This is a genomic window from Bradyrhizobium macuxiense (assembly GCF_007993935.1).
Classification (GTDB): Bacteria; Pseudomonadota; Alphaproteobacteria; order Rhizobiales; family Xanthobacteraceae; genus Bradyrhizobium; species Bradyrhizobium macuxiense_A.
Genome location: NZ_VITY01000005.1, coordinates 519,748 through 545,307, shown reverse-complemented (window position 1 = coordinate 545,307; position 25,560 = coordinate 519,748). Strand labels below are relative to the sequence as shown.

At 65.4% G+C, this 25,560-nt stretch carries 21 protein-coding genes; 10 read left to right on the top strand and 11 right to left on the bottom strand.

Annotation, left to right across the window (positions count from 1 at the left end; genetic code table 11):
- The first annotated feature begins 356 nt into the window (after positions 1-356).
- A complete protein-coding gene (locus FBZ93_RS16975; protein ID WP_146987028.1) occupies positions 357-569 on the top strand; it encodes a hypothetical protein in 213 nt (70 codons plus the stop codon).
- Positions 570-614: 45 nt separating this feature from the next.
- On the opposite strand, the gene FBZ93_RS16970 is transcribed toward FBZ93_RS16975, so the two are convergent.
- Positions 615-1,976, bottom strand: coding sequence for a metallophosphoesterase family protein (locus tag FBZ93_RS16970; protein WP_146987027.1), 1,362 nt, complete (start codon positions 1,974-1,976; stop codon positions 615-617).
- A 237-nt stretch (positions 1,977-2,213) separates the two neighbouring features.
- On the opposite strand from FBZ93_RS16970, the gene FBZ93_RS16965 reads away from it, so the two are divergent.
- From FBZ93_RS16965 to FBZ93_RS16940, 6 genes are all read left to right on the top strand, one after another.
- Complete coding sequence (locus FBZ93_RS16965; protein WP_146987026.1) at positions 2,214-3,632, top strand: M20 family metallopeptidase; 1,419 nt, start codon at positions 2,214-2,216, stop codon at positions 3,630-3,632.
- A gap of 335 nt (positions 3,633-3,967) precedes the next feature.
- Positions 3,968-5,758: a peptide ABC transporter substrate-binding protein gene (locus tag FBZ93_RS16960; RefSeq protein ID WP_146987025.1), complete on the top strand. Its 1,791-nt coding sequence runs from the start codon at positions 3,968-3,970 to the stop codon at positions 5,756-5,758.
- Positions 5,759-5,999: 241 nt separating this feature from the next.
- A complete protein-coding gene (locus tag FBZ93_RS16955; RefSeq protein WP_146987024.1) occupies positions 6,000-6,956 on the top strand; it encodes an ABC transporter permease in 957 nt (318 codons plus the stop codon).
- Entirely contained in the window at positions 6,922-7,839 is a 918-nt protein-coding gene (locus FBZ93_RS16950) for an ABC transporter permease (protein ID WP_146987023.1), read from the top strand. Before FBZ93_RS16955 ends, FBZ93_RS16950 begins: the two co-directional genes overlap by 35 nt.
- A complete protein-coding gene (locus FBZ93_RS16945) occupies positions 7,836-8,816 on the top strand; it encodes an ABC transporter ATP-binding protein (RefSeq protein ID WP_146987022.1) in 981 nt (326 codons plus the stop codon). The genes FBZ93_RS16950 and FBZ93_RS16945 overlap by 4 nt, the downstream gene beginning before the upstream one ends.
- Positions 8,813-9,781 carry an ABC transporter ATP-binding protein gene (locus FBZ93_RS16940; protein WP_146987021.1) on the top strand — a complete coding sequence of 323 codons (969 nt, stop codon included), beginning with the start codon at positions 8,813-8,815 and terminating at the stop codon, positions 9,779-9,781. The genes FBZ93_RS16945 and FBZ93_RS16940 overlap by 4 nt, the downstream gene beginning before the upstream one ends.
- A gap of 177 nt (positions 9,782-9,958) precedes the next feature.
- On the opposite strand, the gene FBZ93_RS16935 is transcribed toward FBZ93_RS16940, so the two are convergent.
- Positions 9,959-10,921, bottom strand: a complete 963-nt coding sequence (locus FBZ93_RS16935) for a LysR family transcriptional regulator (protein WP_246667513.1) — start codon at positions 10,919-10,921, stop codon at positions 9,959-9,961.
- 99 nt (positions 10,922-11,020) lie between these two features.
- On the opposite strand from FBZ93_RS16935, the gene bla reads away from it, so the two are divergent.
- The 3 genes from bla (at position 11,021) to FBZ93_RS16920 (ending at position 14,498) form a co-directional block, all read left to right on the top strand.
- Positions 11,021-11,938 carry a class A beta-lactamase gene (bla, locus tag FBZ93_RS16930; RefSeq protein WP_167529067.1) on the top strand — a complete coding sequence of 306 codons (918 nt, stop codon included), beginning with the start codon at positions 11,021-11,023 and terminating at the stop codon, positions 11,936-11,938.
- A 97-nt stretch (positions 11,939-12,035) separates the two neighbouring features.
- Complete coding sequence (locus FBZ93_RS16925) at positions 12,036-12,992, top strand: ankyrin repeat domain-containing protein (RefSeq protein WP_167529066.1); 957 nt, start codon at positions 12,036-12,038, stop codon at positions 12,990-12,992.
- A gap of 270 nt (positions 12,993-13,262) precedes the next feature.
- Positions 13,263-14,498: a hypothetical protein gene (locus tag FBZ93_RS16920; RefSeq protein WP_146987019.1), complete on the top strand. Its 1,236-nt coding sequence runs from the start codon at positions 13,263-13,265 to the stop codon at positions 14,496-14,498.
- Positions 14,499-14,726: 228 nt separating this feature from the next.
- On the opposite strand, the gene FBZ93_RS16915 is transcribed toward FBZ93_RS16920, so the two are convergent.
- The 9 genes from FBZ93_RS16915 to FBZ93_RS16875 form a co-directional block, all read right to left on the bottom strand.
- Complete coding sequence (locus FBZ93_RS16915; RefSeq protein ID WP_246667512.1) at positions 14,727-15,293, bottom strand: c-type cytochrome; 567 nt, start codon at positions 15,291-15,293, stop codon at positions 14,727-14,729.
- Between the two features lie 189 nt (positions 15,294-15,482).
- Positions 15,483-17,192 (bottom strand): pyrroloquinoline quinone-dependent dehydrogenase, encoded by a 1,710-nt coding sequence (locus tag FBZ93_RS16910; RefSeq protein ID WP_146987018.1) that lies wholly within the window; start codon positions 17,190-17,192, stop codon positions 15,483-15,485.
- Between the two features lie 415 nt (positions 17,193-17,607).
- The gene (locus FBZ93_RS16905) at positions 17,608-19,098 is read right to left on the bottom strand and encodes an ABC transporter substrate-binding protein (protein ID WP_146987017.1); all 1,491 of its coding nucleotides are present in this window, start codon (positions 19,096-19,098) and stop codon (positions 17,608-17,610) included.
- 56 nt (positions 19,099-19,154) lie between these two features.
- Positions 19,155-20,183, bottom strand: a complete 1,029-nt coding sequence (locus tag FBZ93_RS16900) for an ABC transporter ATP-binding protein (RefSeq protein WP_146987016.1) — start codon at positions 20,181-20,183, stop codon at positions 19,155-19,157.
- Positions 20,180-21,178 (bottom strand): ABC transporter ATP-binding protein, encoded by a 999-nt coding sequence (locus tag FBZ93_RS16895; protein WP_146987015.1) that lies wholly within the window; start codon positions 21,176-21,178, stop codon positions 20,180-20,182. The genes FBZ93_RS16900 and FBZ93_RS16895 overlap by 4 nt, the downstream gene beginning before the upstream one ends.
- Before the next feature lie 2 nt (positions 21,179-21,180).
- The gene (locus tag FBZ93_RS16890; RefSeq protein WP_146987014.1) at positions 21,181-22,068 is read right to left on the bottom strand and encodes an ABC transporter permease; all 888 of its coding nucleotides are present in this window, start codon (positions 22,066-22,068) and stop codon (positions 21,181-21,183) included.
- Positions 22,065-23,015 carry an ABC transporter permease gene (locus FBZ93_RS16885; protein WP_146987013.1) on the bottom strand — a complete coding sequence of 317 codons (951 nt, stop codon included), beginning with the start codon at positions 23,013-23,015 and terminating at the stop codon, positions 22,065-22,067. The genes FBZ93_RS16890 and FBZ93_RS16885 overlap by 4 nt, the downstream gene beginning before the upstream one ends.
- A gap of 91 nt (positions 23,016-23,106) precedes the next feature.
- The gene (locus FBZ93_RS16880) at positions 23,107-24,537 is read right to left on the bottom strand and encodes an amidase (protein WP_146987012.1); all 1,431 of its coding nucleotides are present in this window, start codon (positions 24,535-24,537) and stop codon (positions 23,107-23,109) included.
- A gap of 82 nt (positions 24,538-24,619) precedes the next feature.
- On the bottom strand, positions 24,620-25,558 hold the full coding sequence (locus FBZ93_RS16875; RefSeq protein ID WP_146987011.1) for a carbohydrate kinase family protein: 939 nt from the start codon (positions 25,556-25,558) through the stop codon (positions 24,620-24,622).
- Positions 25,559-25,560: the final 2 nt, after the last annotated feature.

The following is a 25,560-nucleotide window of genomic DNA, read 5'->3' as shown; positions in this document are numbered from 1 at the left end:
ACCGAGCCGGCTCACGGCGTCAAGCGCCAAGGACCCAACGGCTTCCCGCCCACCCCATCATGACAGACAATCCAGACACAGGGACCCATAACCACCGCACTTGGTGATGAGCGGGATCGCGGCCCCGGCGTCGCGCAACAATTCGCATGCGTGGCAATGGGTCCCGGCCTTCGCCGGGACGACAGTGAGTGTGCGGCACGGTTTGTGAGTCATAGCCCCCTGGACAGCGACCCCAACTCAGTGATTTGCGAAAATTCCGCCGCACGGGCGTCTAGACCAAATATGTAAGTAGTCGTCCGGATACAGACGCCCTCACGATCTCGCTATGCAAGCTTCAGCCAACAAAAAGAAACGGCATGAAGAAGCTGATCGATCGTCACCGGGACATTCAATACACGCTCACCAATATCGAGCCCGACCTCTGGAGCTGGTCATTCGAGATCAACGGCAAGATCAAGCGTGGCACCACGCGTGCGCGGCTCGACCTGCTGGCGCAGCGCCGGGTCTGCACGCTGATCGACCGCGAACTGAAGGACGCGGAACGGAAGACGCCGAAAGGAAATGACTAGGGCATTGTCGGCTCTGGCGCCGCCGACCTGGTTCAAGACCTTAGCTCATGACAATGCGATTACGGTCGCGGCGACGTCGAGCCGCGGCCCGGCATATCGCCTGTCGTCCGGTCCATGCTGTCCGCACCCGACGCTCCAGAGCGCGGGCCACGACAACCGCTCGAGCCCCGTCGCCGAGATTGCCGCGAACGACGTCCAACTGACGTCACCGCGGCGTCGCCACAGCACGCCGCCGGGTCCCATATCCGGATAGAAGGCGATGTCGAGGTCGAAATCGCGCTCATCGCCGAAATCCGGACCGACCCAGTAGTGCGGACTGCGCCCTTGCTCGCGTCCGAGGATCAGGGTGAGCGTCTGGTTCGGCCCGCGCAGGCCGAGCCAGAGCGGCGCGATCATGTCAGGCACGGGCGTGCAGAGCAGTGTTTGAGGCGCGGCGCTTGCCGCCGCGGTGCGGCCCGACAATCTCAGGGCGACCAGCGTCGCGGGCGCCGGTGTCCCGGACAGTGGCGCAGGGCTGATCCCGCGCGGCAATGGCGACCACGCGGCGTGATCGAGAGAGGGCAGCGGCCATGCGAGCCGCTCGCGCACGACGCCGTCGGTGTCGAGCACCTGATAGCGGAGTCCGTCCTGATCGAGCGCCGCCTGCACGCAATGCAGATACTCGACGCCTTCGGGCATCCGGTGCACGGTGCCTGCGCCAGCCGTGCAGATCTGCAGCACGCCGCGATGGACCTGAACATCGAATGCGAGGATGTGGCTGCACAGATAGGCGGTCACGCCGGCGCGGACCAGGATATCCCAGAAGCGCGCGCTGTATTCGTGGCCGATCTCGCGCTGATAGCTGCCGCTGTAACCATTGATCGGGTAGACCGGATGATGGCCCAGCACCAGTTTGTATCTCGCGTCCTTGTGCTGTTCGAGGATCCCTTGCAGCCAGTCGGTCTCGACGTGTCCCTCACCGCCGAGCCCGCTCCACAACGTGTGCACGAACACCATCACGAGATCGTCGCGGCGGACCCAGTAGGACAGGCCTTCCTGTCCGGGCGGCCCGTTGCGCGGCAGCTTCAGCACCTCGCGAAACACCGCCTCGCTCATCTCGTCATAGGTGGTGTGGTTGCCGGTCGTGTGCCACAGCGGCACCGCACGGCGGTCGAGCCAGGCCATCTCGACCTCAAGCCAATGCCGCCATTGCGCACGCAGCGCATCGGCATCGGCGGTGAGGCCGATGATCTCGTCACCGGGGAAGAGAATGAACTCGGGCGGCGGCTGCAGCCGGCGGACCACATTGTTGACCGACGCGAAAGTGCGCTCATGCAGCGCGCCGGCAACGCCCGAGCAGGCGTCGGCATAGATCACGAACTGGTGGCCCGCATTTCTCGGCAACAGAGACGGAATTGCATCATTCATGGTCGGACCACGTCCTCGCGAGCCACATCATAAGGGAAGGCAGACTGATCGCTCAAGGTTACAGTCGGAGCGCTCGAGGTCGTTCAGTCCGACGACGGGGTTTGGCGAGCCGGACACATTTCTGCACACCAGGACGTGACTTTCGGAAAAGCTGCCCTGCCGACAGCCGCTAGGCGGCGGCGCGGCAAGCTGCTAGCGTTTTGCGCTTCAGATTGCCTTACTCGAGGATCGGAGCAAATGGACAACCGTAGTGATGTTTGGCGCGGCGTCGACACGATCAAGCCGCGTTTCATCGAATTGAGCGACCGGGTCTGGGCAATGCCCGAGGTCTGCTACACCGAGGCGCGCTCCTCCGCCGAACATCTGGCCGAACTGCGCCATCAGGGTTTCCGCATCACCGAGAACCTCGCCGACATTCCGACCGCGGTGATGGGCGAATGGGGTGAAGGCGGCCCTGTCATCGCCTTCCTCGGCGAATATGACGCCCTGCCCGGCCTCAGCCAGGAAGCCGGCATCGCCGAGCATCGTCCGGTCGAGGCCGGCGGCCACGGTCATGGCTGCGGCCACAATCTGCTCGGCTCCTCCGCGCTGCTCGCCGCCACCGCGGTGAAGGACTGGCTCGCCGCCAACAAGGTGCCGGGCCGGGTGCGCTATTACGGCTGTCCCGCCGAGGAAGGCGGCGCCGCCAAGGCCTTCATGGTGCGCTGTGGCGCGTTCGAGGACGCCGACATCGCCATCACCTGGCATCCGCACAGTTTCTGGGAGGTGGCGGTGACGCCGTCACTCGCCAACACCCGGGCCGATTTCGTCTTTACCGGGCGGACCTCGCACGCGGCCGCCTCGCCGCATCTCGGCCGTAGCGCGCTCGATGCGGTGGAACTGATGAATGTCGGCGTCAATTACATGCGCGAGCACATGCCGAGCGATGCCCGCGTGCATTACGCGCTGCTCGACACCGGCGGCATCGCGCCGAACGTGGTGCAGGCCCATGCCCGGGTGCGCTATTCGATCCGCGCCCGCGACCTGCCCGGCATGAACGAGCTGGTCGAGCGCGTGCACAAGATCGCGCAGGGGGCAGCGCTGATGACCGAGACCAAGGTCGAGATGAAGATCATCTCCGCGGTCTCCAACATCCTGCCCAACACCCCGCTGGAAGAGACGCTGCACCGGATCATGGAAGACCTCGGCCCGCCGCATTTCGACGATGCCGACAAGGAATTTGCCGGCAAGATCCGCGCGACCTTGACCGACAAGGACATCGCCTCGGTCTATTACGCGATCGGCATGGAGCCGACCGACCGGCCGCTGGCCGATTTCCTGGTGCCGATCGACGCCAAGCGCAATCCGCTGATCGGCTCGACCGATGTCGGCGACGTCAGCTGGGTGGTGCCGACGGTGCAGGTCCATGCACCGACGGTTGCAATCGGCACGCCGTTCCACACCTGGCAGGTTGTGGCGCAGGGCAAGACACCGGCCGCGCACAAGGCGATGGTGCAGGCCGCCAAGGCGATGGCCGGCCTCGGCGTCAAGGCGCTGATGGAGCCGGAGCTGATCGCGGCCGCCAAGGCCGACCTCAAGAAGCGGACCACGCGAACGCCCTATGTCAGTCCGCTGCCGGCGAATGTTGCACCGCCGTTGGACATGTCGGTCGCCTGAGCGCCGCATCCTGCGGGCCGGACCTGCGCTTCGATGCGCAGGCCGGCAGCCGCTTCCGCGCGAAATTGCGGTTGCGTGGCAAAAAAGCATCTCGGAACAAAGGATAACGAACAAATTTTCCGCAGTGCGAGGCGCGCATTGTCAGCGCTTTGGCGCCGATATGCTGAACCGATGTGCGCCTAGGGGAGGTTCTGCACAAGCGATAGCCAAAAGACCTAGACGCTGAAGGGCGGGAGGCGTTGACCTTCGCGTTCATTCGGTGTGCCATCTGCCGCCAGAACGGCGGCCGGTTCCAAGGCCCGCCGCAAACACACGTGAGCCGGACCGAGGGGACTATGTTCGACAATAATCTGCGAGGCATGATCGACGACGTGAAGGACGGACGGATGGACCGCCGCGCCTTCGTCAAGCGAATGATTGCCGTCGGCCTCACCGCGCCGATGGCCAACCAGATTCTCAGCCTCGGTGGCGTCGCGATGGCGCAGAGCCCCAACCCCTACAAGCCGACCAAGCGCGGCGGCGGCGGACCGCTCAAGCTGCTGTGGTGGCAGGGCCCGACGTTGCTCAATCCGCATTTCGCCACCGGCACCAAGGATCAGGACGGCTCGCGGATCTTCTACGAACCGCTGGCAAGCTGGGACGTCGACGGTCATCTCAACCCGATCCTCGCCGCCGAGATCCCCTCGATCCAGAATGGCGGACTTTCCGCCGACGCCAAATCGGTGACCTGGAAACTCAAGCCCGGCGTCAAATGGCACGACGGAAAACCGTTCAGCGCCGACGACGTCGTCTTCACCTGGGAATATGCCAGCGACCCTGCGACGGCAGCGGTCTCGAGCGCGACCTACGCCGGCATGACCGTCGAGAAGGTCGACAACCTCACGATCCGCATCAAGTTCGAGAAGCCGACGCCGTTCTGGGCCAACGCATTCGTCGGCGCCTATGGCTGCGTCATTCCGAAACATCTGTTCGCGGAATTCAAGGGCGGCAAGTCGCGCGAGGCGCCGACCAACCTGAAGCCGGTCGGCACCGGACCTTACAAGTTCATCGAATTCAAGCCGGGCGACCTGATCCGCGGCGAGATCAACCCCGACTACCACATGGCGAACCGGCCCTATTTCGACACGATCGAGATGAAGGGCGGCGGTGACGCGGTGTCGGCGGCGCGCGCGGTGATCCAGACCGGCGAATATGATTTCGCCTGGAACATCCAGGTCGAGGACGAGGTGCTGCTGCGGCTGGAGAAGGGCGGCAAGGGCAAGACGCTCTATGCCGTCGGCGGCGACATCGAGTTCATCGCCATCAACTTCACCGACCCCAACACCGAAGTCGACGGCGAACGCTCGTCGATGAAGACCAAGCATCCGATCCTGTCCGATCCGCGCGTGCGCCAGGCACTGGCGCTGCTGGTCGACCGCGAATCCATCAAGAAGGTGATCTACGGCCGCGCTGGCCGTGCCACCGCCAACTATCTCAACGGCCCCGAGGAGTTCGTCTCCAAGAACACCAAATGGGAGTTCTCGGTCGAGAAGGCGAGCGCGCTGCTCGAGCAGGCCGGCTGGAAGGCGGGCTCCGACGGCATCCGCGAAAAGGACGGCAAGAAGCTGAAGCTGCTGTACCAGACCTCGATCAACGGACCGCGGCAGAAGACCCAGGCGATCGTCAAGCAGGCCTGCCAGAAGGCCGGCATCGACGTCGAGCTGAAGTCGGTGGTGGCCTCGGTGTTCTTCTCCTCCGACGTCGCCAACCCCGACACCTATGCGCATTTCTATGCCGATATCGAGATGTTCCAGATCCCGATGACGCAGCCCGATCCCGCCCTGCACATGCGCCGCTATCATTCGCGCAACGTCGCGACCAAGGAGAACAAGTGGCAGGGGCCGAACTTCCCGCGCTGGACCAACAAGGATTATGACGCCGCGGTCGATGCGGCCGAAACCGAGACCGATCCGATCAAGCGGGCGGACCTCTACATCAAGTGCAACGATCTGATTTGGCAGGACAACGTCATGATCCCCGTGATGCATCGCCTCGCGGTGGAAGCCTGCTCCAACACGGTGCGGCCCGCGCTGTCCGGCTGGGCCAACCAAACCGACAATCTGCAAGACTGGTATCGTGAAACCTGAGCCGTGAGGGGCTCGAGATGTGCTCCTCCCTCTTCCCGTTCCTACGGGAAGAGGGCTGGTGCGAGGGGCTCCATCCGCAAATACCGTGACAGATGAGTTCGTGGAGAGTCCCCCTCACCCGGAATTCAAGCGGCGCTTGAATTCCGACCTCTCCCCGCACGCGAGGCAAGGTGAAGCTCGCCTTTCGATTGGAAGCGAAATCAACGTGCTCAAGTGCAAGCGTTAGTCAGATGATCTGTTCATGAGTCAATATATCCTGCGCCGTCTGATGATCGCGATCCCGAGTCTGCTCGGGATTTCGGTCGTCCTGTTCGTCGTGCTGGCGCTCGCGCCGGGCGACCCGTTCAGCGAGCTCGCGACCAATCCGAACGTGCCGCCCGAGGTGCAGGCCGCGCTGCGCACCAAGTTCGGCCTCGACGACCCGATCTATCTCCGTTACCTGCACTGGCTCGCGGCGATGGTGCAGGGCGACTGGGGCTTCTCCTTTGTCAGCCGGATCAATGTCGACACGTTGATCCTGCAGCGGCTGCCGACCACGCTTTACGTGGTCGGCTCGTCGCAGCTGCTGGCGCTCCTGATCGCGATCCCGGTCGGCGTCTTTGCCGCCACCCGGCCCTATTCGCTGTTCGACCAGCTTGCCAACACCTTCGCCTTCATCGGCTTCTCGCTGCCGACCTTCTTCACCGGCATCCTGTTCATCCTGGTGTTTTCGGTGAAGCTGGACTGGCTGCCTTTCGTCTACACCGACGTGCCCGGCAGCGGCATCCCCTGGCTGCTGGAGATGATCCGGCAAGCCATCATGCCGGTGATGGTGCTCGGCCTGTTCCAGGCAGCATCGATGACCCGCTTCGTGCGCTCGGCGATGCTCGACGTGATTCGGCTCGACTATGTCACCACCGCGCGCGCCAAAGGCCTTGGACAGGCCAAGGTGATCGTCAAGCATGTGATGCGCAATGCGATGATCCCGGTGGTCACGCTGATCGCGCTGCAGATGCCCGCCGTGTTCGGCGGCGCCATCGTCACCGAGCAGATCTTCCGCATTCCCGGCATCGGCTCGCTGCTGATTTCCTCCATCCTCGCCAATGATACGCCGGTCGTGATGGCCGTGACCTTCGTCTTCGCGTGTCTCGTGGTGCTGTTCAACCTGATCGCAGATGTCCTCTATGGCTGGCTTGACCCTCGCATCTCCTTCCGCTGAGCGGCGCGGATATTCGCCCTGGCGCGAAACCTGGCGGCGCTACCGCCGGCACAGGCCGGCGGTGATCAGCGCCGTGCTGCTGCTGCTGCTGATCGCGGCCGTCGTGATCGGCCCGTTCATCTGGCGCGTCTCGATCAGCGACATCGACGTGGTGGCGGGCCTGCAGGGTCCCTCGCTGGCGCATCCGTTCGGCACCGACGATCTCGGCCAGGACCTGCTCGCCCGCATGATCTATGGCGGGCGCATCTCGCTCGCGGTCGGCCTCGCCGCGATGCTGGTCTCGGTGTTCGTCGGCACGCTGATCGGCGCGCTGGCCGGCATGTCGCGCGGCGCGCTCGGCTATGCGCTGATGTGGCTGACCGACCTGTTCCTGTCGCTGCCGCAACTGCCGCTGCTCCTGATGCTGATCTATCTGTTCCGCGACGGGCTCAAGGCGGTGTTCGGCCCGGAGGGCGGCATCTTCATCCTGATCGTGCTCGTGATCGGCGGCCTGCGCTGGATGCCGGTCGCCCGCCTGGTGCGCGCCCAGTTCCTCTCGCTGCGCGAGAAGGAATTCGTCGAGGCGGCGCGCGCGCTCGGCGCGAGCCCGGTGCGGCAGGTGGTGCGCCACATCCTGCCCAATGCGCTGGGACCCGTGATCATCGCCGGCACGATCGACGTCGCCGCCGCGATCATCGCCGAATCGACGCTGTCGTTCCTCGGCCTCGGCTTCCCGCCTGACACCCCGACCTGGGGCCGCATCCTCTATGACGCCAAGGACTTTCTCGACATCGGCCCGCACTGGGCGCTGTTCCCGGGCGGCGCGATCTTCATCGCCGTGGTTGCCATCAACTTCATCGGCGACGGGCTGCGCGATGCGCTCGACGCGCGCAAGGTGATCTGATGGCGCTGCTCGAGATCAAGGGCCTGAAAACCCATTTCACCACCGACGCCGGCGTGCTGCAGGCGGTCGACGGCGTCGACATCTCGATCAACCGGGGCGAGACGCTGTGCGTGGTCGGCGAATCCGGCTGCGGCAAGACCGTCACCGCGATGTCGATCCTGAAGCTGATCGCGATGCCGCCGGGCAGGATCGTCGCAGGCGAGATCATGTTCGAGGGCCGCGATCTGGTGCCGCTGACCAGCCATCAGCTCGACGACATCAGGGCCAAGGAGATCGGCTTCATCTTCCAGGAGCCGATGACCTCGCTCAACCCGGTGCTGACGATCGGCGAGCAGATCGCCGAGAGCCTGCGCCGCCACGAGGCGGTGACCAAGAAGCAGGCACTCGAGCGCACCATCGAGATGCTGAAGCTGGTGCAGATACCCAATGCCGCGGGCCGCGTGCACCACTATCCGCATCAGTTCTCCGGCGGCATGCGCCAGCGCGTGATGATCGCGATGGCGCTGGCCTGCCGCCCCAAGCTTGTCATTGCCGACGAGCCGACCACCGCGCTCGACGTCACCATCCAGGCGCAGATCCTTGACCTCTTGCAGGACATGAAGGAGCGGTTCGGCATGGCGGTGATGCTGATCACCCATGCCATGGGCGTGGTCGCCGAGACCGCGCAGCGCGTCGTCGTGATGTATGCCGGCAAGGTGGTGGAAGAGGCGCCGGTCGACGAATTGTTCGGCAACCCGCGCCATCCCTACACCCAGGGCCTGATTCGCTCGATCCCGCGCATCGACCTCGACGCCGAGCACAAGACGCGGCTGGAGGCGATCGGCGGCTCGGTGCCGATCCTGATCAACCCGCCGCCGGGCTGCCGTTTTGCGCCCCGCTGCAAATACGCAATGAGCATCTGTACCGAACGGGAGCCGCGCCTGCGCGAGATCGCACCCGGCCATCGCATGGCCTGCCACCTCGGAGACGCGTCATGAGCGAGCCGCTGCTGCGCGTCAGCAACTTGAAGAAGCACTTTCCGGTGCTCGGCGGCCTGTTGTCGCGCGAGGTCGGCCAGGTCTATGCGGTCGACGGCGTGTCGTTTGCGGTCAACCGCGGCGAGACGCTGGGACTGGTCGGCGAATCCGGCTGCGGCAAGTCGACCACCGGCCGCTGCGTGCTGCGGCTGATCGAGCCGACCTCGGGCGAAATCGTGTTCGACGGCCAGAGCGTGACGGGTTTGGGCAGCGGCGATCTGCGCGCCATGCGGCGCAACATGCAGCTGGTGTTCCAGGACCCGTTCGCCTCGCTCAACCCGCGCATGACGGTCGGCGCGATCCTCGGCGAGCCCTTCATCATCCATAACCTCGCGACCTCGGCGAGCGAGCGCGAGGACCGCGTCGCGAGCCTGCTGGTGAAGGTCGGGCTGAAGGCCGAGCACATGCGGCGCTACCCGCATGAATTCTCCGGCGGCCAGCGCCAGCGCATCGCGATCGCCCGCGCGCTCACCCTGGAGCCGAAGCTGATCGTGTGCGACGAGCCGGTGTCAGCGCTCGACGTCTCGATCCAGGCCCAGGTCATCAACCTGCTCGAGGATTTGCAGGCCGAGCTGAACCTGACCTATCTGTTCGTAGCCCACGATCTCTCCGTGGTCGAGCACATCTCCGACCGCGTCGCCGTGATGTATCTCGGCCGCATCGTCGAACTCGCCAAGGCCAGCGACCTCTATCGCAACCCGCAGCATCCCTACACCAAGGCGCTGCTCTCGGCGGTGCCGGTGGCCGACCCCAAGGCGAAGCGCGACCGTATCCGCCTGAAGGGCGACGTGCCGAGTCCGATGAATCCTCCGAAGGGCTGCCACTTCCACACGCGCTGTCCGATCGCCGAAGAACGCTGCCGGCAGGAGGCGCCGGAATTGCGGGAAGGCAGTAACGGGCATTTCGTGGCGTGCCATCTGGCATAAGCATCGATGGAGCTGTCCGCCGCAGATGCGCGGAGCCAAAATATCGAAAACAACCCCATGCAAAGGAGCTGACGGCTGCCGGCGTCCGACCGCGGCTTGACACGTCGGGCAAATCAGGGATATATTTCTAATATTCCGAAATCGTATCAGCGCCCGCAGCGGCTTGCGCCAGATCCGCTAGCGACGGCGCTTGTTCGGCGCGGACTTTACCAGCTTGCGCTTGGCCTTGGCCCTTGGCCGCGGAGCCGATGCGCTCTTCTCGCTCTCATTCACTTCCGCCCGCAGCGTATCGAGCAACCAGTCGCGGAACGCGCGCATGCCCGGCGTGACCTCGCGCGACTTCAGCCAGGTCAGCCAGTACGACCCCGCCGGCACCTCGGCCGCGAACGGCCGCACCAGCCGGCCGGAGGTAAGCTCATTTGCGAACATCGCGATCGGCACCAGCCCGACGCCGACGCCGCGCGCCGCCGCCTCGGCCATGCCAACCGAGCTGTCGAAGATCGGCCCCTGGATTTTCGGACACGGCGCGCCGGCCACCGCAAACCACAACGGCCATTCCTCGGCGCGGTAGGAGCGCAGCAAAAATTCCTGCGCGAGATCGGACGGCTTGCGCAGCCGGGCCGCAGCATCGGGGCAGCACACCGGCGAGAGCGGCGCCGACAACAGGTGGATCGCCTCGGTGCCGTGCCACGAGCCGTCGCCGAAGCGCAGCGCGAGATCGAGCCCGTCGCCCGCGATGTCGACGCGGTTGTTGTTGGTGAGCAGGCGCAGGTCGATATAGGGATGCGCGCGCTTGAAGCGGTCGATCCGTTGCAGCAGCCATCCGGTCGCGAACGTCGTGACGCAGCCGACGGTGACGACCTCGCGCGTGCCCTTGGCCTCGATGCGGTCGATCGCAGCGCCGATCCGGTCGAACGTGTCCGACAGCACCGGCAACAGCGCCAGCCCCTCGTCGGTGAGCACGAGCCCGCGCGGCAGGCGGCGGAACAGACTCGCGCCCAAGAGGTCCTCGAGCTGCTTGACCTGATGGCTGATCGCGGTCTGCGTCACGCGCAGCTCCATCCCCGCGCGCGTGAAGCTCAAGAGCCGCGCGGAAGCCTCGAAGGCGCGCAACGCGTTCAGCGGCAGATGCCGGCGCATGGCGTCATGACCAAGTTTTTCTCATGCCTCGTTGTATAAATGATCGTTTGTGCGCCGTCACGCTGTTCGGCAGGTTCGCGCCGCCAACGGAGACGGGACATGCTGACGAGACGGACATTTGGATTGCGCGCACTGGGCCTTGCGGCCTCCTGCACCCTGCCGCGGCCAAGCGCCGCGGCAGGACAGAGTGCAGCGGCGGCACCAGGCGAGCCGGCGCAGCGGCTGCAGCAGGAATTTGCGCGCATCGAGCTTGCGACCACCGGCCGGCTCGGCGTCGCCGCGCTCGACATGGAAACGGGATTGCGCGCGAGCCAACGCGGCGACGAGCGGTTCCCGATGTGCAGCACCTTCAAGGCGATGCTGTCAGCTGCGGTGCTGCACCGGGTCGATCGCGGCGAATCCAGCCTGGATCAACGGATGCAAGTCGAGGCCAAGGATATCTTGGCCTACGCGCCCGTCGCCAAGCAACACGTCGGATCGGGCATGACGTTGGCCGAACTCTGCGAGGCCGCGATCACGCTCAGCGACAATACCGCGGCCAACCTGCTGCTGCGTGAGATCGGCGGGCCTGCCGGCTTGACCAGCTTCTTCCGCAGCGTTGGCGACAATGTCAGTCGGCTCGACCGCTGGGAGGTGGAACTGAACGAAGCTATGCCCGGCGATCCGCGCGACACCACGAGCCCTGTCGCAATGCTGAAGGACCTGCAGCGCGTGGTGCTCGGCGATGCCCTGCAGGCCAATTCGCGCCAGAGGCTCGTGGACTGGATGGTCGCCAACAAGACCGGCGACGCAAGGCTGCGCGCCGGCGTGCCGCGCGACTGGCGGGTCGGCGACAAGACCGGCACCGGCGAGCGCGGCACCTATAACGATATCGGCGTGTTCTGGCCGCCCGGCCGCAAGCCGATCGTGGTGGCGGTCTACCTGACCGGCGCGAGTGCGCCGATGGAGAAGTGCAACGAGGTGATCGCCAATGTCGCGCGCGCCGTTGCCAATGCGAGCGTCGGGCAGAGCGGCTAGCGCGGCAGAGCAACGCCGCGCGGCCTGACTGCGCTGCGCGGCTTGGCGTCGCTGCGCGGCTTGGCAGCAACCAAGGATCATGCGACGCTCGCTTCGGATGGCTGTGCGCTTAGCAGGCCATCCGGAGGACAGGTCTTGTATCGCCGCATCGCCCTCGCCGCGCTGTTTGTTGCCGGTCGGTCATGTCCATGCCGGCTTTGCTGCGGCCGACCCGGCTCGGTGCCGCGAGCAGATCCGCAAATACGAGACCGATAAGGCCCAGCTCAGCGCGGTTGAGATCTCGCTGGTGCTGTTCGCCGCTGCCGATGCCGATTGCATCAACCTCGCCACCGAGCTGCTCGACGGCGGCGCCTCGGTCGACGCCCGGGACCGGCTCGGCGCACGGCCGCTGAGCCACGCCGCCCGCTCCGGCCATCTCGACATGGTCGACCTGCTGCTGGCACGCAGCGCGCCGGTCGACGCACGCAACCTTGCGGGATCGACCGCGCTGTACTTTGCCGCCGAGCGCGGCCATGTCGCGATCGTGCAGCGCCTGATCGATCGCGGCGCCGACGTCAATCTCACCGGGCGCAGCGGCGCCTCGCCGGTCGCGGCGGCGGCCTATGCGGGCCGGGACATGGTGGTGCGGATGCTGCTCGCGCACGGCGCCGACGGCGGCAAGGCCGACGATACCGGCAAGCCGCCGGTCGTGTATGCGGCGGCCGGCGGCCAGCTCGGCATCGTCAAGCAGCTGCTCGCGCGCGAGATCGACATCAACGCGCACTACGCCAACGACCTCACGCTCCTGATGTGGGCGGCCGGACCGGACGAGACCGTGCCGGAGGCGCAGGCGCTCGAGACCGTCTCGTATCTGCTGGACGCCGGCGCCAGGGTCGACGAGCGCGACGCGCGCGGCCGCACGGCGCTGATGATCGCCGCCGAAGGCAACCATCCTGCCATCGCGAAAGCGCTGCTCGCGCACGGCGCCGATGCTGCACTGGCCGACAAGGCCGGCAAGCACGCCGCCGATCTCACTATCCTGTCGGCGCTACGCGATGAGCTGACGCCGCGCTGAGACCGCTTACGGACCAGGACACGTACTCACGAATCGTTCGCGATGTCCGCTTTGCTCAGATGCCGACCGCCTTTGTGCGACCGCGGCAAATGCCGCAATAGGCCAATTCCAGACTTGCGCCAAAAGAGCCGCGCAGGCTTCAAATTGGCTAATGATGTGTGAAAGCGAAGTGAGAAAGTGTCAGTAGACGCTCATTACTCACGCAACCTCTGTTTGCTACGAGACCGGGATGCTATGCGGTCAAAACCGCGATTGCTGGGTTGGTTTGGCATGAAAACAATCGCTGCATGGCTCAGCGCCATCATCATCCTCGTGTTCGGCGCGGGGCTCGTACTGGTGATACGGGAATTCCGGGCTCTCGGTAGCTTGAGCTTTACGAAGTCGGTCGAGGTCACCACTCCCGGCCAGGATCGCGGCTACTATTACCGGTTCAAGGCCAGCCTCGCTTATAAAGGCGAGCCGCTCGATTTCGATATCGTGGTCGGCTGCAATGTCAGGATCACGACCTACAAGGACAACGACCGAACCGTCGAGATCGGGCTCATACCGACGATTTACGGACTCAAGATGAAGGATGGCCATGGCATCGTAGTGCGGCCACCTCAGGCGTGTAACGGCGAGACCACAGAGAACGGCAAGGTGCCTAAAACTCTGTTGCCTCTCATCGCGACCTTCGAAAGCGCTGACCAGCCATGGTCTGGGGTGGCTTATGCTTCGGACGACGCCTACGACAGCCCGCTCTCCGAATTGAAATTCTTCGGTGCGACCATCAGCAAAGCGACGCGCGAGGAATGGCAGGAATGGCGCCAAAATGAAGCACCAAAGAACTTCGTCACCTACGCGCTTCTCGGCATCAACGCTAAAAACCACTGGGACGCCCCCTATTGGAAGCCCGGCTATCGCGTCATGGCGACCGATTGTCTTGCCGGCTCCCGGGTCAAGATTCCCGACTCGCTGCGCGACATGATCAATGGCTTTTGGCCCGCCGATCGCCCGACCTATTGGTATCCGGGCGGCGACGCTGGGCGAGAACTCTGGAGAACCGCCTATCACCCGAAGAAGCCCCCATTATTCGAGGGAAACCGCTTCAAGGATTACCTCGATAATGGATGGAGGAACGGTCTATCCCGACGTGCGCCAGGCGCCGTTATCTTCTTCCGCAACTCCGTCTCTGGCGAAGTTTATCCTGCACGAACCGATCACTCGATCAACAAACTGGGAGACGATCCCGATCTTCCGACTGAAATGACTGCGAAGAGAAAGCCGAGTTGGTCGGATATCGAAATAAAGCCGGAGCTGCGTGGCTTTGCCTTCTGCGAGGGGACGGCCGTTACGATCTGGCGCACGCCATTTCAGAACATTCGGTATGCGAACCGGGTCAATGGAGAGGAGATCAACGAGCAGCAAGCAATATGGGGAACCAATTTCTTCTACGCGTTCGAACGGGATGAATACGTCATATTCGCGCGGCAGTATGGGCTCGCGGATAGTTTCGCTGCGCTGTAGGTCAAATGCGATGGCCTCAGTCATACCTCTCGTCCGCTCAGGGTCATTCTCGACGGTTTCGACTGAGGTTGTCGGTTGATTGATGTCCGCTTCCGTCCAAAAGCACCGAACCTAGGACCGGGCCAGTAGCGCTGCGTTCGGCCAGACAGCCGTAATGGCTATGGCTGCGCCCAAATGAGTCCGCGCCCTGGCTGCACTGCTCCTGCCCGCAGGACAAGACTTCGCGCCTCACAGCCCCGCCAGATATTCCACCAGCGCGGCGAGGTCGTCGGGCGAGGTCGCCAGCATCAGGTCGGACATGCCGGGATTGTTGCCGCGCGCGCGGGTGCGGAAATCGGCGATGGTTTTCGCGAGGTAGTCCCGTCCCATCCCGGCGAGCCGCGGCACCGTGCCGTCGCCCTGGAAGCGATCGAGATGGCAGGCCGGACAGCCGACCGAAGCGCTGGCCGTGATCGCCTTCGCCGCGACGTCCTTGGGCGCGCGCGGCTGGCCGAGATCAGGCCATGGCTTCTGCGAGAAGTATTCCGCGATCGCCAGCATGTCGTCGCGCTCGAACTGGGTCGCGATCGGCTGCATGATCTCGCTCTTGCGATCGCCGCGCTTGAAATCGCGAAGCTGGATGTAGAGATAGCCGGCCTGCTGGCCCCAGATCGTCGGAATGGTCTTGTCGACGGGCTTGCCGTCAGCGCCGTGGCACCCGGCGCAGACAGCGACCTTGTCCTCGATGGTCTCCGCGCAGACCTGCGCCGCGAGCAACAGCAGCGCGGTGGCGCCAATCATCAGTTTACCGAACATGAGTTGATTCCGAAGCGCTATGTCTCCCGTCATTGCGAGGAGCGCTAGCGACGAAGCAATCCATGCCTCCGCTTGCGCGGCACGATGGATTGCTTCGCTTCGCTCGCAATGACGCGGGCTGATCTCTCATCCTAAGAAACAGAAGCGGGACCGAACGGGTCCCGCTTCGCCGCCATCGTTGCCTCTCGCTCAGTCGAGCGTGAAGGCGATGATGTTGTTGCCGCGCTTGTAGTCGAGCTGGGTGTTGCCGCCCGCGCCGACCACGACATACTGCTTGCCGCCGACCATGTAGCTCGACGGCGGCGCGTTAACGCCGGCGCCGGCCCGGAAGCTCCACAGCTCCTTGCCGTTCGAAGAATTATAGGCCGCGAACTTGCCGTTGCCTTCGCCGGTGAACACCAATCCGCCGGCCGTCGCAAGGATGCCGCCGATCATCGGCTCGGGCGTATTGACCTGCCACGCGATCTTGCCGGTGTTGTAGTTCACCGCGGTGATGTTGCCCGACTGCTTCTCGCCCGGGATCACCTTGAAGGCGCCGCCCAGCCACAGCTTGCCGTTCGGATAGGCCGAGGTCTCGACGTGATAGGTCATCGGCTGGTGCAGGTTGATGGCATAGGCCAGCGCCTGTCCCGGGTCGGTCGCGATCGGCGACCATTCGACGCCGCCATTGGCGCCGGGCAGCATGCGCGCGCCTTCCTTGGTCGGCAGCACCCACATGTTCTCCTGCGGCACCATCGCCTCGGAGAAGCGGATCAGGCTGCAGTCCTTGCGATCGTGCACATAGATGTGCCCGGTCTTGCCGGCATGAATGACGCCGGGAATGGTCTTGCCGCCCTTGTCCTTGACGTCGACCAGCACCGTCGGGCTGACCGCGTCGAGGTCCCACACGTCATGGGCGATGTACTGGAAGTGGCAGACATACTTGCCGGTGTCGAGATCGAGCGACACCATCGAGTTGGTGTAGAGATTGTCGCCGGGCCGGTTCGAGCCGTCGAGGTCGGGCGACGGGTTGCCGACGACTAAGTAGATCCGGTTGGTCGCGAGATCGACCGACGGGTTCTGCCACACGCCGCCGCCGAGCTTGGCATAGGGGTCGCCGATCTTGGCGAGCATGTCCTTCTCGGCCTGGATGTTGCGATGCATGTCGCGGCCGGTGGCGTCCTTGGTCGCCCAGACGCCGACCGAGTTCTCCGGAATGGTGTTGAAATTCCAGAGCTGCTTGCCGGTCTTGGCGTCATAGGCGCGGACGAAGCCGCGGATGCCGTATTCGCCGCCATTGGTTCCGATCAAGACCTTGTCCTTGACCACGGTCGGCGCCATCGTCTCGCTGTAGCCGAGCTCGGGATCGGCGATGTTGGTGGTCCAGACCGCCTCGCCGGTCTTGGCATTCAGCGCCATCAGCTTGGAATCCAGCGTCGCCAGATAGACCCGGTCGCCGAGCACCTGGACGCCGCGATTGTTGGGACCGCAGCAATAGACCGTGATCGGGCCCATCTTGTGGGCATAGTGCCAGAGCTGCTGGCCGGTCTTGGCGTCGAGCGCATAGACGTGGCTGAACGACGTCGTGACATACATCACGCCGTCGACGACGATCGGCGATGTCTCGAGCGACTCCTTGACGTCGGTCTGGAAGATCCAGGCGACGTGCAGGTTCCTCACATTGTCGCGGCTGATCTGCTTGCCCGGATAAAACCGCGTCTGGGCGTAATTGCCGTTGGTGAGCAGGAAGTCCTTCGCGTTCTTGTCGGCGGCGTTGAGCTGCTCCTGGGTCACCGGCGGGACATTGGCGTTGCCGAGGACCGACTGCTTCTCCTGCTTGACTTCCTGTGCGATGGCGGCGCCGGACAACAGGCCAACGCCGACAGCTGCGGCAAATGCCGCAAGCCCTTTCACATGCATGATTTCCCCCGTTATTTCTTGGTTGGAATATTAGGGACGGTGTTCGCTACTTCGCCTCCGAGGCCTGGTCGCCATAGCGAGCGCACATCGTTGCGTGATCCGGTTGCGCTGCAATAGATAATCAAAAAGACAACGACAGGTATCGATGGATGGGTTCCATGTTAGCGCTGTCCTTCACAAAGACAATCGATGCGCTCAATGCGAAGCCGGAGCACATGCGTTCGCGCGGGCGAAACGAAGCGATGCCGGGCAGCCATCAACCCAAGCGATATCGGTCACTTGCGGCGCATGCGCGCATCGTCCCACGCATTCACCTTCGCAAGCGCAGCACGCAAAATGAGACTACGCGTCAAGCGACGGCATCGCGCGAGAAGCCGCGCCGGCCGAGGCCATCGCTCTCCGTTGGCGCGATCGCCTACTCCCAGGACCAGGCCGAGAAATCATTCTCGAACTGCGGGACTTCCTTCCACACGCCCTTCAGCTTCTTGCTGGCGATCGTGATCCATTGCGGCTGAAACAGGAACCCGGCCACGGCGTCGGTCGCCAGCATCCGCTGCGCGTCGCCGAGCAGTTTGGCGCGGCCGGCCTCGTCCGGCGTTGCCATGATCTGCTGATAGAGCGCATTGAACGCCTCGGACTTGTAGCCGAGATAGTAATCCGGCTCGGTCAGCTTCACGAGGTCGAACGGCTCGACATGCGAGACGATGGTGAGGTCGTAATTGTGCGGGCCGGTGAAGACCTGCGACAGCCACTGCGCCCATTCCACGTTCTCGATCTTGGCAGTGAAGCCGACCTTGGCGAGCTGCGCCGCGAGGATCTCGCCGCCCTGCCGCGCATAGGCCGGCGGCGGCAGCCTGAGGCTGAGCTCGAGCGGCGTCTTGACGCCGGCTTCTGCGAGCAGCTTCTTGGCCAATTCCGGATCGTAGGGGTTGATGCCGGTGGTATCGACATAGCCGGGCGAGCCCGGGGTGTAGAAGCTGCCGATCGGCGTGCCGAATCCGTCGGCCGCACCGTCGATCATCGCCTTGCGGTCGATCGCGGCCAGGATGGCGCGGCGAACCCTGACATCGTCGAGCGGCTTCTTGCGCTCGTTGATGCCGACGATGGTCTTGGCCTTGGAGCCGCCGATCAAGACGCTGAAGCGCGGATCGGCCTTGAACTGGGCGAGGCTGCGCGCCGCGCCGACCCGCGGAAAGGCGTCGACGTCGCCCGACAGCAGCGCCGCGACCTGGGCGGCGGGATCGCCGATGAAGCGGATCGTCACCTTGGCGAGCTTGATCGCGGCGGCGTTGCGGTAGTCAGGCCATTTCACCAGCGTGATCGACGAGCCCTTGGCCCAGCTGCCGAGCGTATAGGGCCCGGTGCCGACCGGCTGCGTCACGTCGGTCGGCGCGCTCTTCGGCTCGACGATCGAGCCTGATGCCTGGCCGAGCAGGAACGGCAGGTTCGGCTCGGAATATTTCAACGCGACGACGACGGTCTCCGCATCCGGCGCCGTCACCGACGCGAAGGCCTGGTACAGGCTCTTGTCCTTGTTGGTCGAGGTCGGCGCCGCGGCGCGGTCGAACGAGAACTTCACCGCGGCGGAATCGAACGGCTCGCCATTGTGGAATTTGACGCCCTTGCGGAGCTTGAACGTATAGGTCTTGAGATCCGGCGACGCCTGCCAGCTCTCCGCCAGCAGCGGCGACACCGAGCCGTCCTCGTTGATCTTGGTCAGGGTCTCATAGACGTTGTAGAGCGTGACTTCGGCGATCGCCGCGGCCGCCGCGTTGGTGGGATCTAACCCTGGTGGCTCCAGCGTCATGCCCATCACGACGCTGTCCTTCTTGCCTTGCGCGAGGCTCGGCAGCGGCGCTGCAACGAGTGCGGCAGCGGCCGCGATGACGCACAATTTCCTCAACATTGGTCTGCTCCCCGGACGTGCTCTTTGATCGGCCTTGGTCAACCTCACTTGAAAGACTAACCGGCCTCGGCGACCACAGGCGGCAGCGCCATCACGGCTTCGGCGTGATGGCAGGCCGCCAGATGGGCGTCTCCGACATTGCGTAGCGCAGGCGCGGTCGCGCGACAATGCTGGTCGGCCAGAGGACAGCGCGGCGCGTAAGGGCATCCGGTCGCGGCCGACGCCTGCGAGCCGATCGCCTGCGCGCCGCGGCGGCGCCGGACGCCCCCGGCTCGCGCCCGCGGAACAGCATCGAGCAGCGCGCGCGTATAGGGATGGGCGCTGTGCGCAAACAGATCGGCGGGCCGCCCCTGCTCGACGATCCGCCCGAGATACATCACCGCGATCTCGTCGCAGATGAGATCGACCACCGCGAGGTCATGGCTGATGAGGATGTAGCTCAGGCCGAACTCGTCCTGCAGATCCTGCATCAAATTGAGCACCTGCGCCTGCACCGAGACGTCGAGCGCCGAGACCGGCTCGTCGGCGACGATCAGCTTCGGCTGGGTGATCAGCGCGCGCGCAATCGCGATGCGCTGGCGCTGGCCGCCGGAGAATTCGTGCGGAAACTTGTCCATGTCGGCATCGCGCAGCCCGACCTGCCGCAGCACCTTGGCGACGCGTTCGCGTAAGCCAGCCCGATCGATGCGGCCGAGCGCGGTCAGCGGCTCGGCGACGATGCGCGCGATGGTCTGCCGCGGATCGAGTGAGCCATAGGGATCCTGGAACACCATCTGGAAATCGCGGCGGGCGCGGCGCAGCTCGTCGGGCGGCATCCGGTTGAGGTCGCGGCCGAGCAGCGAGACCTGTCCCGACGACGGCCGCTCCAGCGCCATCACCAGCCGCGCAAAGGTCGATTTGCCCGAACCGGATTCGCCGACGACGCCGAGGCTCCTGCCCGGCATGACCTGCGCCGTGACGCCGTTGAGCGCGTGCACCTGCGCCGCCGGCTTGAACAGGCTCTCGCGCGGCAGCGTGTAGCGTTGCGCGAGATCCGTTACCGCGAGCAGCGGCGTTGCGGGTGAAGGCTGGTCCAGCATTGTCATGCGCCAACGCCCCCGGCGGCCATCGAGACGTCGGTCCTGATGCAGCGCACGCCATGCGCGGCGCCGACATCGACCACAGCCGGCAGCGCCGCGCGGCAGCGCGCCTCGGCGATCGTGCAGCGATCGGCGAAGGTGCAGCCCGCGGGAAGATCGGCAAGCTCCGGCACGGTGCCGGCGATGGTCTTGAGCCGCGTCCCCTTGCGGGCGCCGAGCCGTGGCCGGGCGCGGAACAGGCCCTGCGTATAGGGATGGCCCATCCGCGTGAATACGGCGTCGGTTTCGCCGCTTTCGACGACGGTGCCGCCATACATCACCATCATGCGCTCGACATTCTCGGCGATCACGCCGAGATCATGCGAGATCAGGATCATCGACATGCCGCGCTCCGCGACGAGGCCGGCGATCAGATCGAGGATCTGGCCCTGGATCGTGACGTCGAGGGCAGTGGTCGGCTCGTCGGCGATCAGGACATCGGGCTGGCAGGCCAGCGCCATCGCGATCGTGATGCGCTGGCGCTGGCCGCCGGAGAATTGGTGCGGATAGGCATCGACCCGCTTCGCCGCATCAGGCAGCCCGACGCGATCGAGCAAGGCGATGGCCTCCTGCCGCGCTTGCGTAGCCGAGACGCCGGTGTGGCGCAGCAGGGGCTCGGCGACCTGGTGCCCGATCGTGTGCATCGGATTGAGCGCAGTCATCGGCTCCTGGAAGATCATGCTGATGCGGTTGCCGCGCAGCTTGCAATAGGCCGCATCGGGCAGCCCGACGAGCTCCGCGCCATCGAGCCGGATGCTGCCGCTGATCACCGCGCTCTCATGCAACAGCCCCATCAGGGCCAGCGCCGTGACCGACTTGCCGCAGCCGGATTCGCCAACCAGCCCGAGCGTCTCGCCGCGGCGAAGCGCAAAGCTGACGCCGCGCACGGCCTGCGCCGGGCCGCGGCTGGTGTTGAGCGTAACGCCCAGATCCTTCACTTCGATCAGCGGGGCCTCGCTCATGCTCAACGCTCCCGCGCCAGACGGGGATCGAGCAGATCGCGCAAGCCGTCGCCGAGCAAATTGAGCCCGAGCACCGCGATCGCGATCGCAGCGCCCGGATAGACCGCGAGCATCGGCGACTGGAACAGCAGGGTCTGCGCATCATTGAGCATGCGGCCCCAGGACGGTTGCGGCGGCTGGGTGCCGAGCCCGAGATAGGACAGCGCGGCCTCGGCGAGGATCGCAAGCGCGAACTGGATCGTCGCCTGCACGATCAGGATCGACAGGATGTTCGGCAGCACATGCTCGATCGTGATGCGGAATGAGCCCTTGCCGGCGGCGCGCGCGGCCAGCACGAATTCGCGGGCCCAGATCGCATTGGCCGAGCCGCGGGTGACGCGGACGAAGGTCGGGATCTGGAAGATGCCGATCGCGGTGATCGAGGTCACCATGCCCGGCCCTGCGACCGCGGCGAGCATGATGGCCGACAGCACCGCGGGAAAGGCGAAGGTGAAGTCGCTCATCCGCATGATGAGCTCCTCGGTCCAGCCCTTGCGGGCCGCCGCGACCAGGCCGAGGCCAACGCCGAAGCTCAGGCCGATCCCTACCGCAATGACGCCGACCATGATGGTGGAGCGCGCGCCGACCAGCAGCAGCGAGACGATGTCGCGGCCGAGCACATCGGTGCCGAGCCAATGCGACGCCGAGGGCGGGTGCAGTTTTGACGCGACATCGATGTCGTAGGCCGACCACGGCGTCCAGACCAGCGACAGCAGCGCCGCGCCGAGCACGAACAGGCTAAGCACCGAGCCGAGCACGAAGCTGCGATGGCGCAGCGCGCGGCGCCAGAAGCCGGTCACGGGCCGTGCGATCGCCGCCGTACCGGCGGATGCGGTCAGCGGCGCGCTCACAGGTTGGCGACCTTGATGCGCGGATCGATGAAGGCATAGAGCACGTCGACCACGAAATTGACGATCACGACCATCGCGGCGAGCAGCATCACGCAGTTGCGCACCACGATCAGGTCGCGGTTGGCGATCGACTGGAAGATCAACCGGCCGAGGCCCGGCAGATAGAACACGTTCTCGATCACGATGGTGCCGGCCAGGAGATTGGCGAATTGCAGGCCCATCACGGTCATCACCGGGATCATGGCGTTGCGCAGCACGTGGCGCCACAGCACCTCGCGCTTGCCGAGCCCTTTTGCGCGCGCGGTCCGCACAAAATCCTCGCGCAGCACCTCCAGCACCGCCGAGCGGGTGACGCGGGCGAGGATCGCGGCCTGCACCACCGCAAGCGAGATCGCCGGCAGCAGCAGCGAGCGAATTCCGGGCCAGATGCCGTCATCCCAGCCGGCGAAGCCCCCGGCGGACAAGAGTTGCAGCTTCACCGAGAACAGCAGGATCAACAGGATCGCAAACCAGAAATTCGGCAGCGCGATGCCGATTTGGGTCAGCGACATCACGCCGACATCGCCAAGCTTGTTATGGTTGGCCGCAGTGTAGATGCCGGCGGCCAGCGCCAGCACCACGGTGATCAGCATCGACATGATCGCGAGCGGGATGGTCAGCACCAGCCGCTCGGCGATCAGGCCGGCCACCGGCGTGCCATAGACATAGCTGTTGCCGAGATCGCCGACCGCCATGCCCCTGATCCAGAGCAGGTAGCGCACCGTGAGCGGTTGATCGAGCCCGAGCTTGACGGTGAGCGCGTGCACCGCATCGGGCGAGGCGTCGGCGCCCATCAGCATCTGGGCGGCATTGCCGGGCAGCGCGTCGAGCACCAGGAAAATGATCAGCGAGGCCGCGACCAGCGTCGCCACCAGGGTCAGGATCCGCCGCAGGAAGAATACGCTCATGCCCGCCCGAACAGTGAGGAACAGCCTGCAGGTTTCAACATGTTCGCGATCGAATGCAAGCCCTTCGAATGCAAGCCCTGCGCCGCACCGTTCACGACGCGACGGCCGGCCAGCGCCCGAGCAGGTCGCTCGCCTGTTCGAACAGCGCCGCGACGCGCAAGAGTTCCGCGTCGGCCCGGAAGCGGCCGACCAAATGCAGGCCGATCGGCAGGCCATCGCGGCCGAAGCCTGCGGGGATGTTGACCGCGGGATGCCCGGTCATGTTGAACAGCATGGTCCAGGGAAACCAGTGCGGCCGCACGCTGTCGAAGCTCTGGCCGTCGATCTCGATGGTACCGAACAAATCCTGGTCGATCGGCAGCGCCGTGCGGGTCAGGGTCGGCATCGCCAGCAAGTCGCCGCGCGCGAGCAGCGCCTGCACGCGGCGGAACAGCGCGGTGCGGTCGAACATCGCCTGCTGGTAGTCGACGCCGCTCACATCAGCGGCAAGCGCGAGCTGCTTCAGGAAGGTCGGGCTGAGCTCATCGGGATGATCGGCCGCGAGCTTCTCGAAACGGGTGCGCCAGACCGTGTGGTTGATGGCGCGCCAGATCGGCTCGACGTCGAAGCCATCGCCGGAGAACTCCTCGAGTTCCGCACCCAAGCCGGCCAGCCGGTCGAGGCTCGCCTTGAACGCCGCGGCGACATCAGCGGTCACCGGGCGGCCAGGCGGCGACAGGCAGAACAGCACCCGCCTGCCCCTGAGATCGCCGCGCGGCGCGGCAAGGTCGAGATAATCGGGCACCGGCACGCCGATCGACCAGGGATCGGACGGATCCTCGCCCGCCATCGCCTGCATCATCAGCGCCGTATCCGCCACGGTGCGCGTGGTCGGCGTGACATAGGTCTGGTTGCCGAAGGCGTCCTGCACCTGGCTGTGCGGGATCACGCCGTTGCTCTGCTTGATCCCGACCACGCCGTTGCAGGCGGCGGGAATCCGCGTCGAGCCGCCGCCGTCGGTCGCAACCGCCAGTGGCGCGATGCCGCTCGCGACCGCCACCGCCGCGCCGCCGCTGGAGCCGCCGCTGGAACGCTCGGCACTCCACGCATTGCGGGTGCGGCCGAACAGCGGCGAGTCGGTCAGGCACTTGCTGCCGAACTCCGGCGTCGTGGTCTTGCCGAGCAATATTCCGCCCTGCGCACGGAGCCGGGCCACGGCCACGGCATCGTGGTCGGGCACGTTGTTCTTGTAAGGCACCGCGCCGAAGGTCGTCCGCACGCCCTTGGTGCTGACGATGTCCTTCACGGTGAAGGGGATGCCGTGCAGCAGGCCGAGCGGCTCGCCGGCCATGAGCTGGCGCTCTGCAGCTTCCGCCTGCGCCATCGCTGCCTCGCCGCACAGCGTGATGAAGCAGTTCAGTTCGGGCTGCAGCCGCTCGGCGCGGGCGAGCACCGCGGCCGTGATCTCGACGGGAGAGATGTCCTTGGCGGCGATGCGCGCGCGAAGGTCAATGGCTGACAGCAGGCACAGATCGTCGCTCATTCGGGCACGCGCTCGCATCGGTCTTCGATGACGGCATCGTGCCGCGCCCGGTGCGGCAAGTCCATCGCCTCAGGTGCATGGCTTACCAATAATCGGCAGGCAGCTCCCGGCTCCGCGGTGGATCGGCGCCGGCGCGGGTGCAGGTGAAGGCGGCGCATTTGCAGGCAAAGGACAATGCGCGGGTGAGCTCGGCGGCGGAGAGGTCGCGCAGCCGCTGCCGCGCGGTCCGATCCAGCCGGTGCAGCGCGGCGAGCAGCGCCGCCTGACAAGAGTCGCCGGCGCCGATCGTATCCACGACATTCACGACCGGCGCCTTGACCTCGATCGATCCGGCCTTGCGATGCCAGGCAGCGGCCCCCTCGTTGCCGCGCGTGATGACGACGAGCGATGCGCCGCCCGACAGCAGCGCCCCGGCCCTGTCAGCGTAGGCCTCATCGCCGAACAGATAGGCGAAGTCGACGTCGGACATTTTCACGATGTCGGCCTTGCCGCAGAACGCCAACATGCGGGCGCGATAGGCGTCCTTGTCCTTGACCAAATTCGGCCGGCAGTTCGGATCGAGCGAGATCGTCACGCTGGCCCTGATATCCTCGATGAAGGCCAGTGTTTCGGCCGCGCCCTTGTCATGGACCAGCGTGGTCGAGCCGGTGTGAAGGCAGGTGACGCCGTCGAGCACGATCGCATCGCGCCGGTAGGTCCAGTTCCGCGCTGCGGTGCCGGCGTCATAGAAGGCGTATTGCGTCTCGGTGCCGGTGACGCGCGCAAAGGCCAGCGTAGCCTGATCGTCGCTGCGCGTCGCGCGGCTGAGATCGACGCCCGAAGCCGCGGCATGATCGGCGATCATCCGGCCGAACGTGTCGGTCGCGATGCCGCCGACAAACCCGGTAGGCACATCGAGCCGCGCGCTGCCGATCGCGATGTTGAGGCAGGAGCCGCCGACCGCCGGAGTCATGGCCTCGCGCCCCTCGGCCGTCCGCGACGGCAGGAAATCGATCAGCGCATCTCCGCAACTCAGCAGCATGG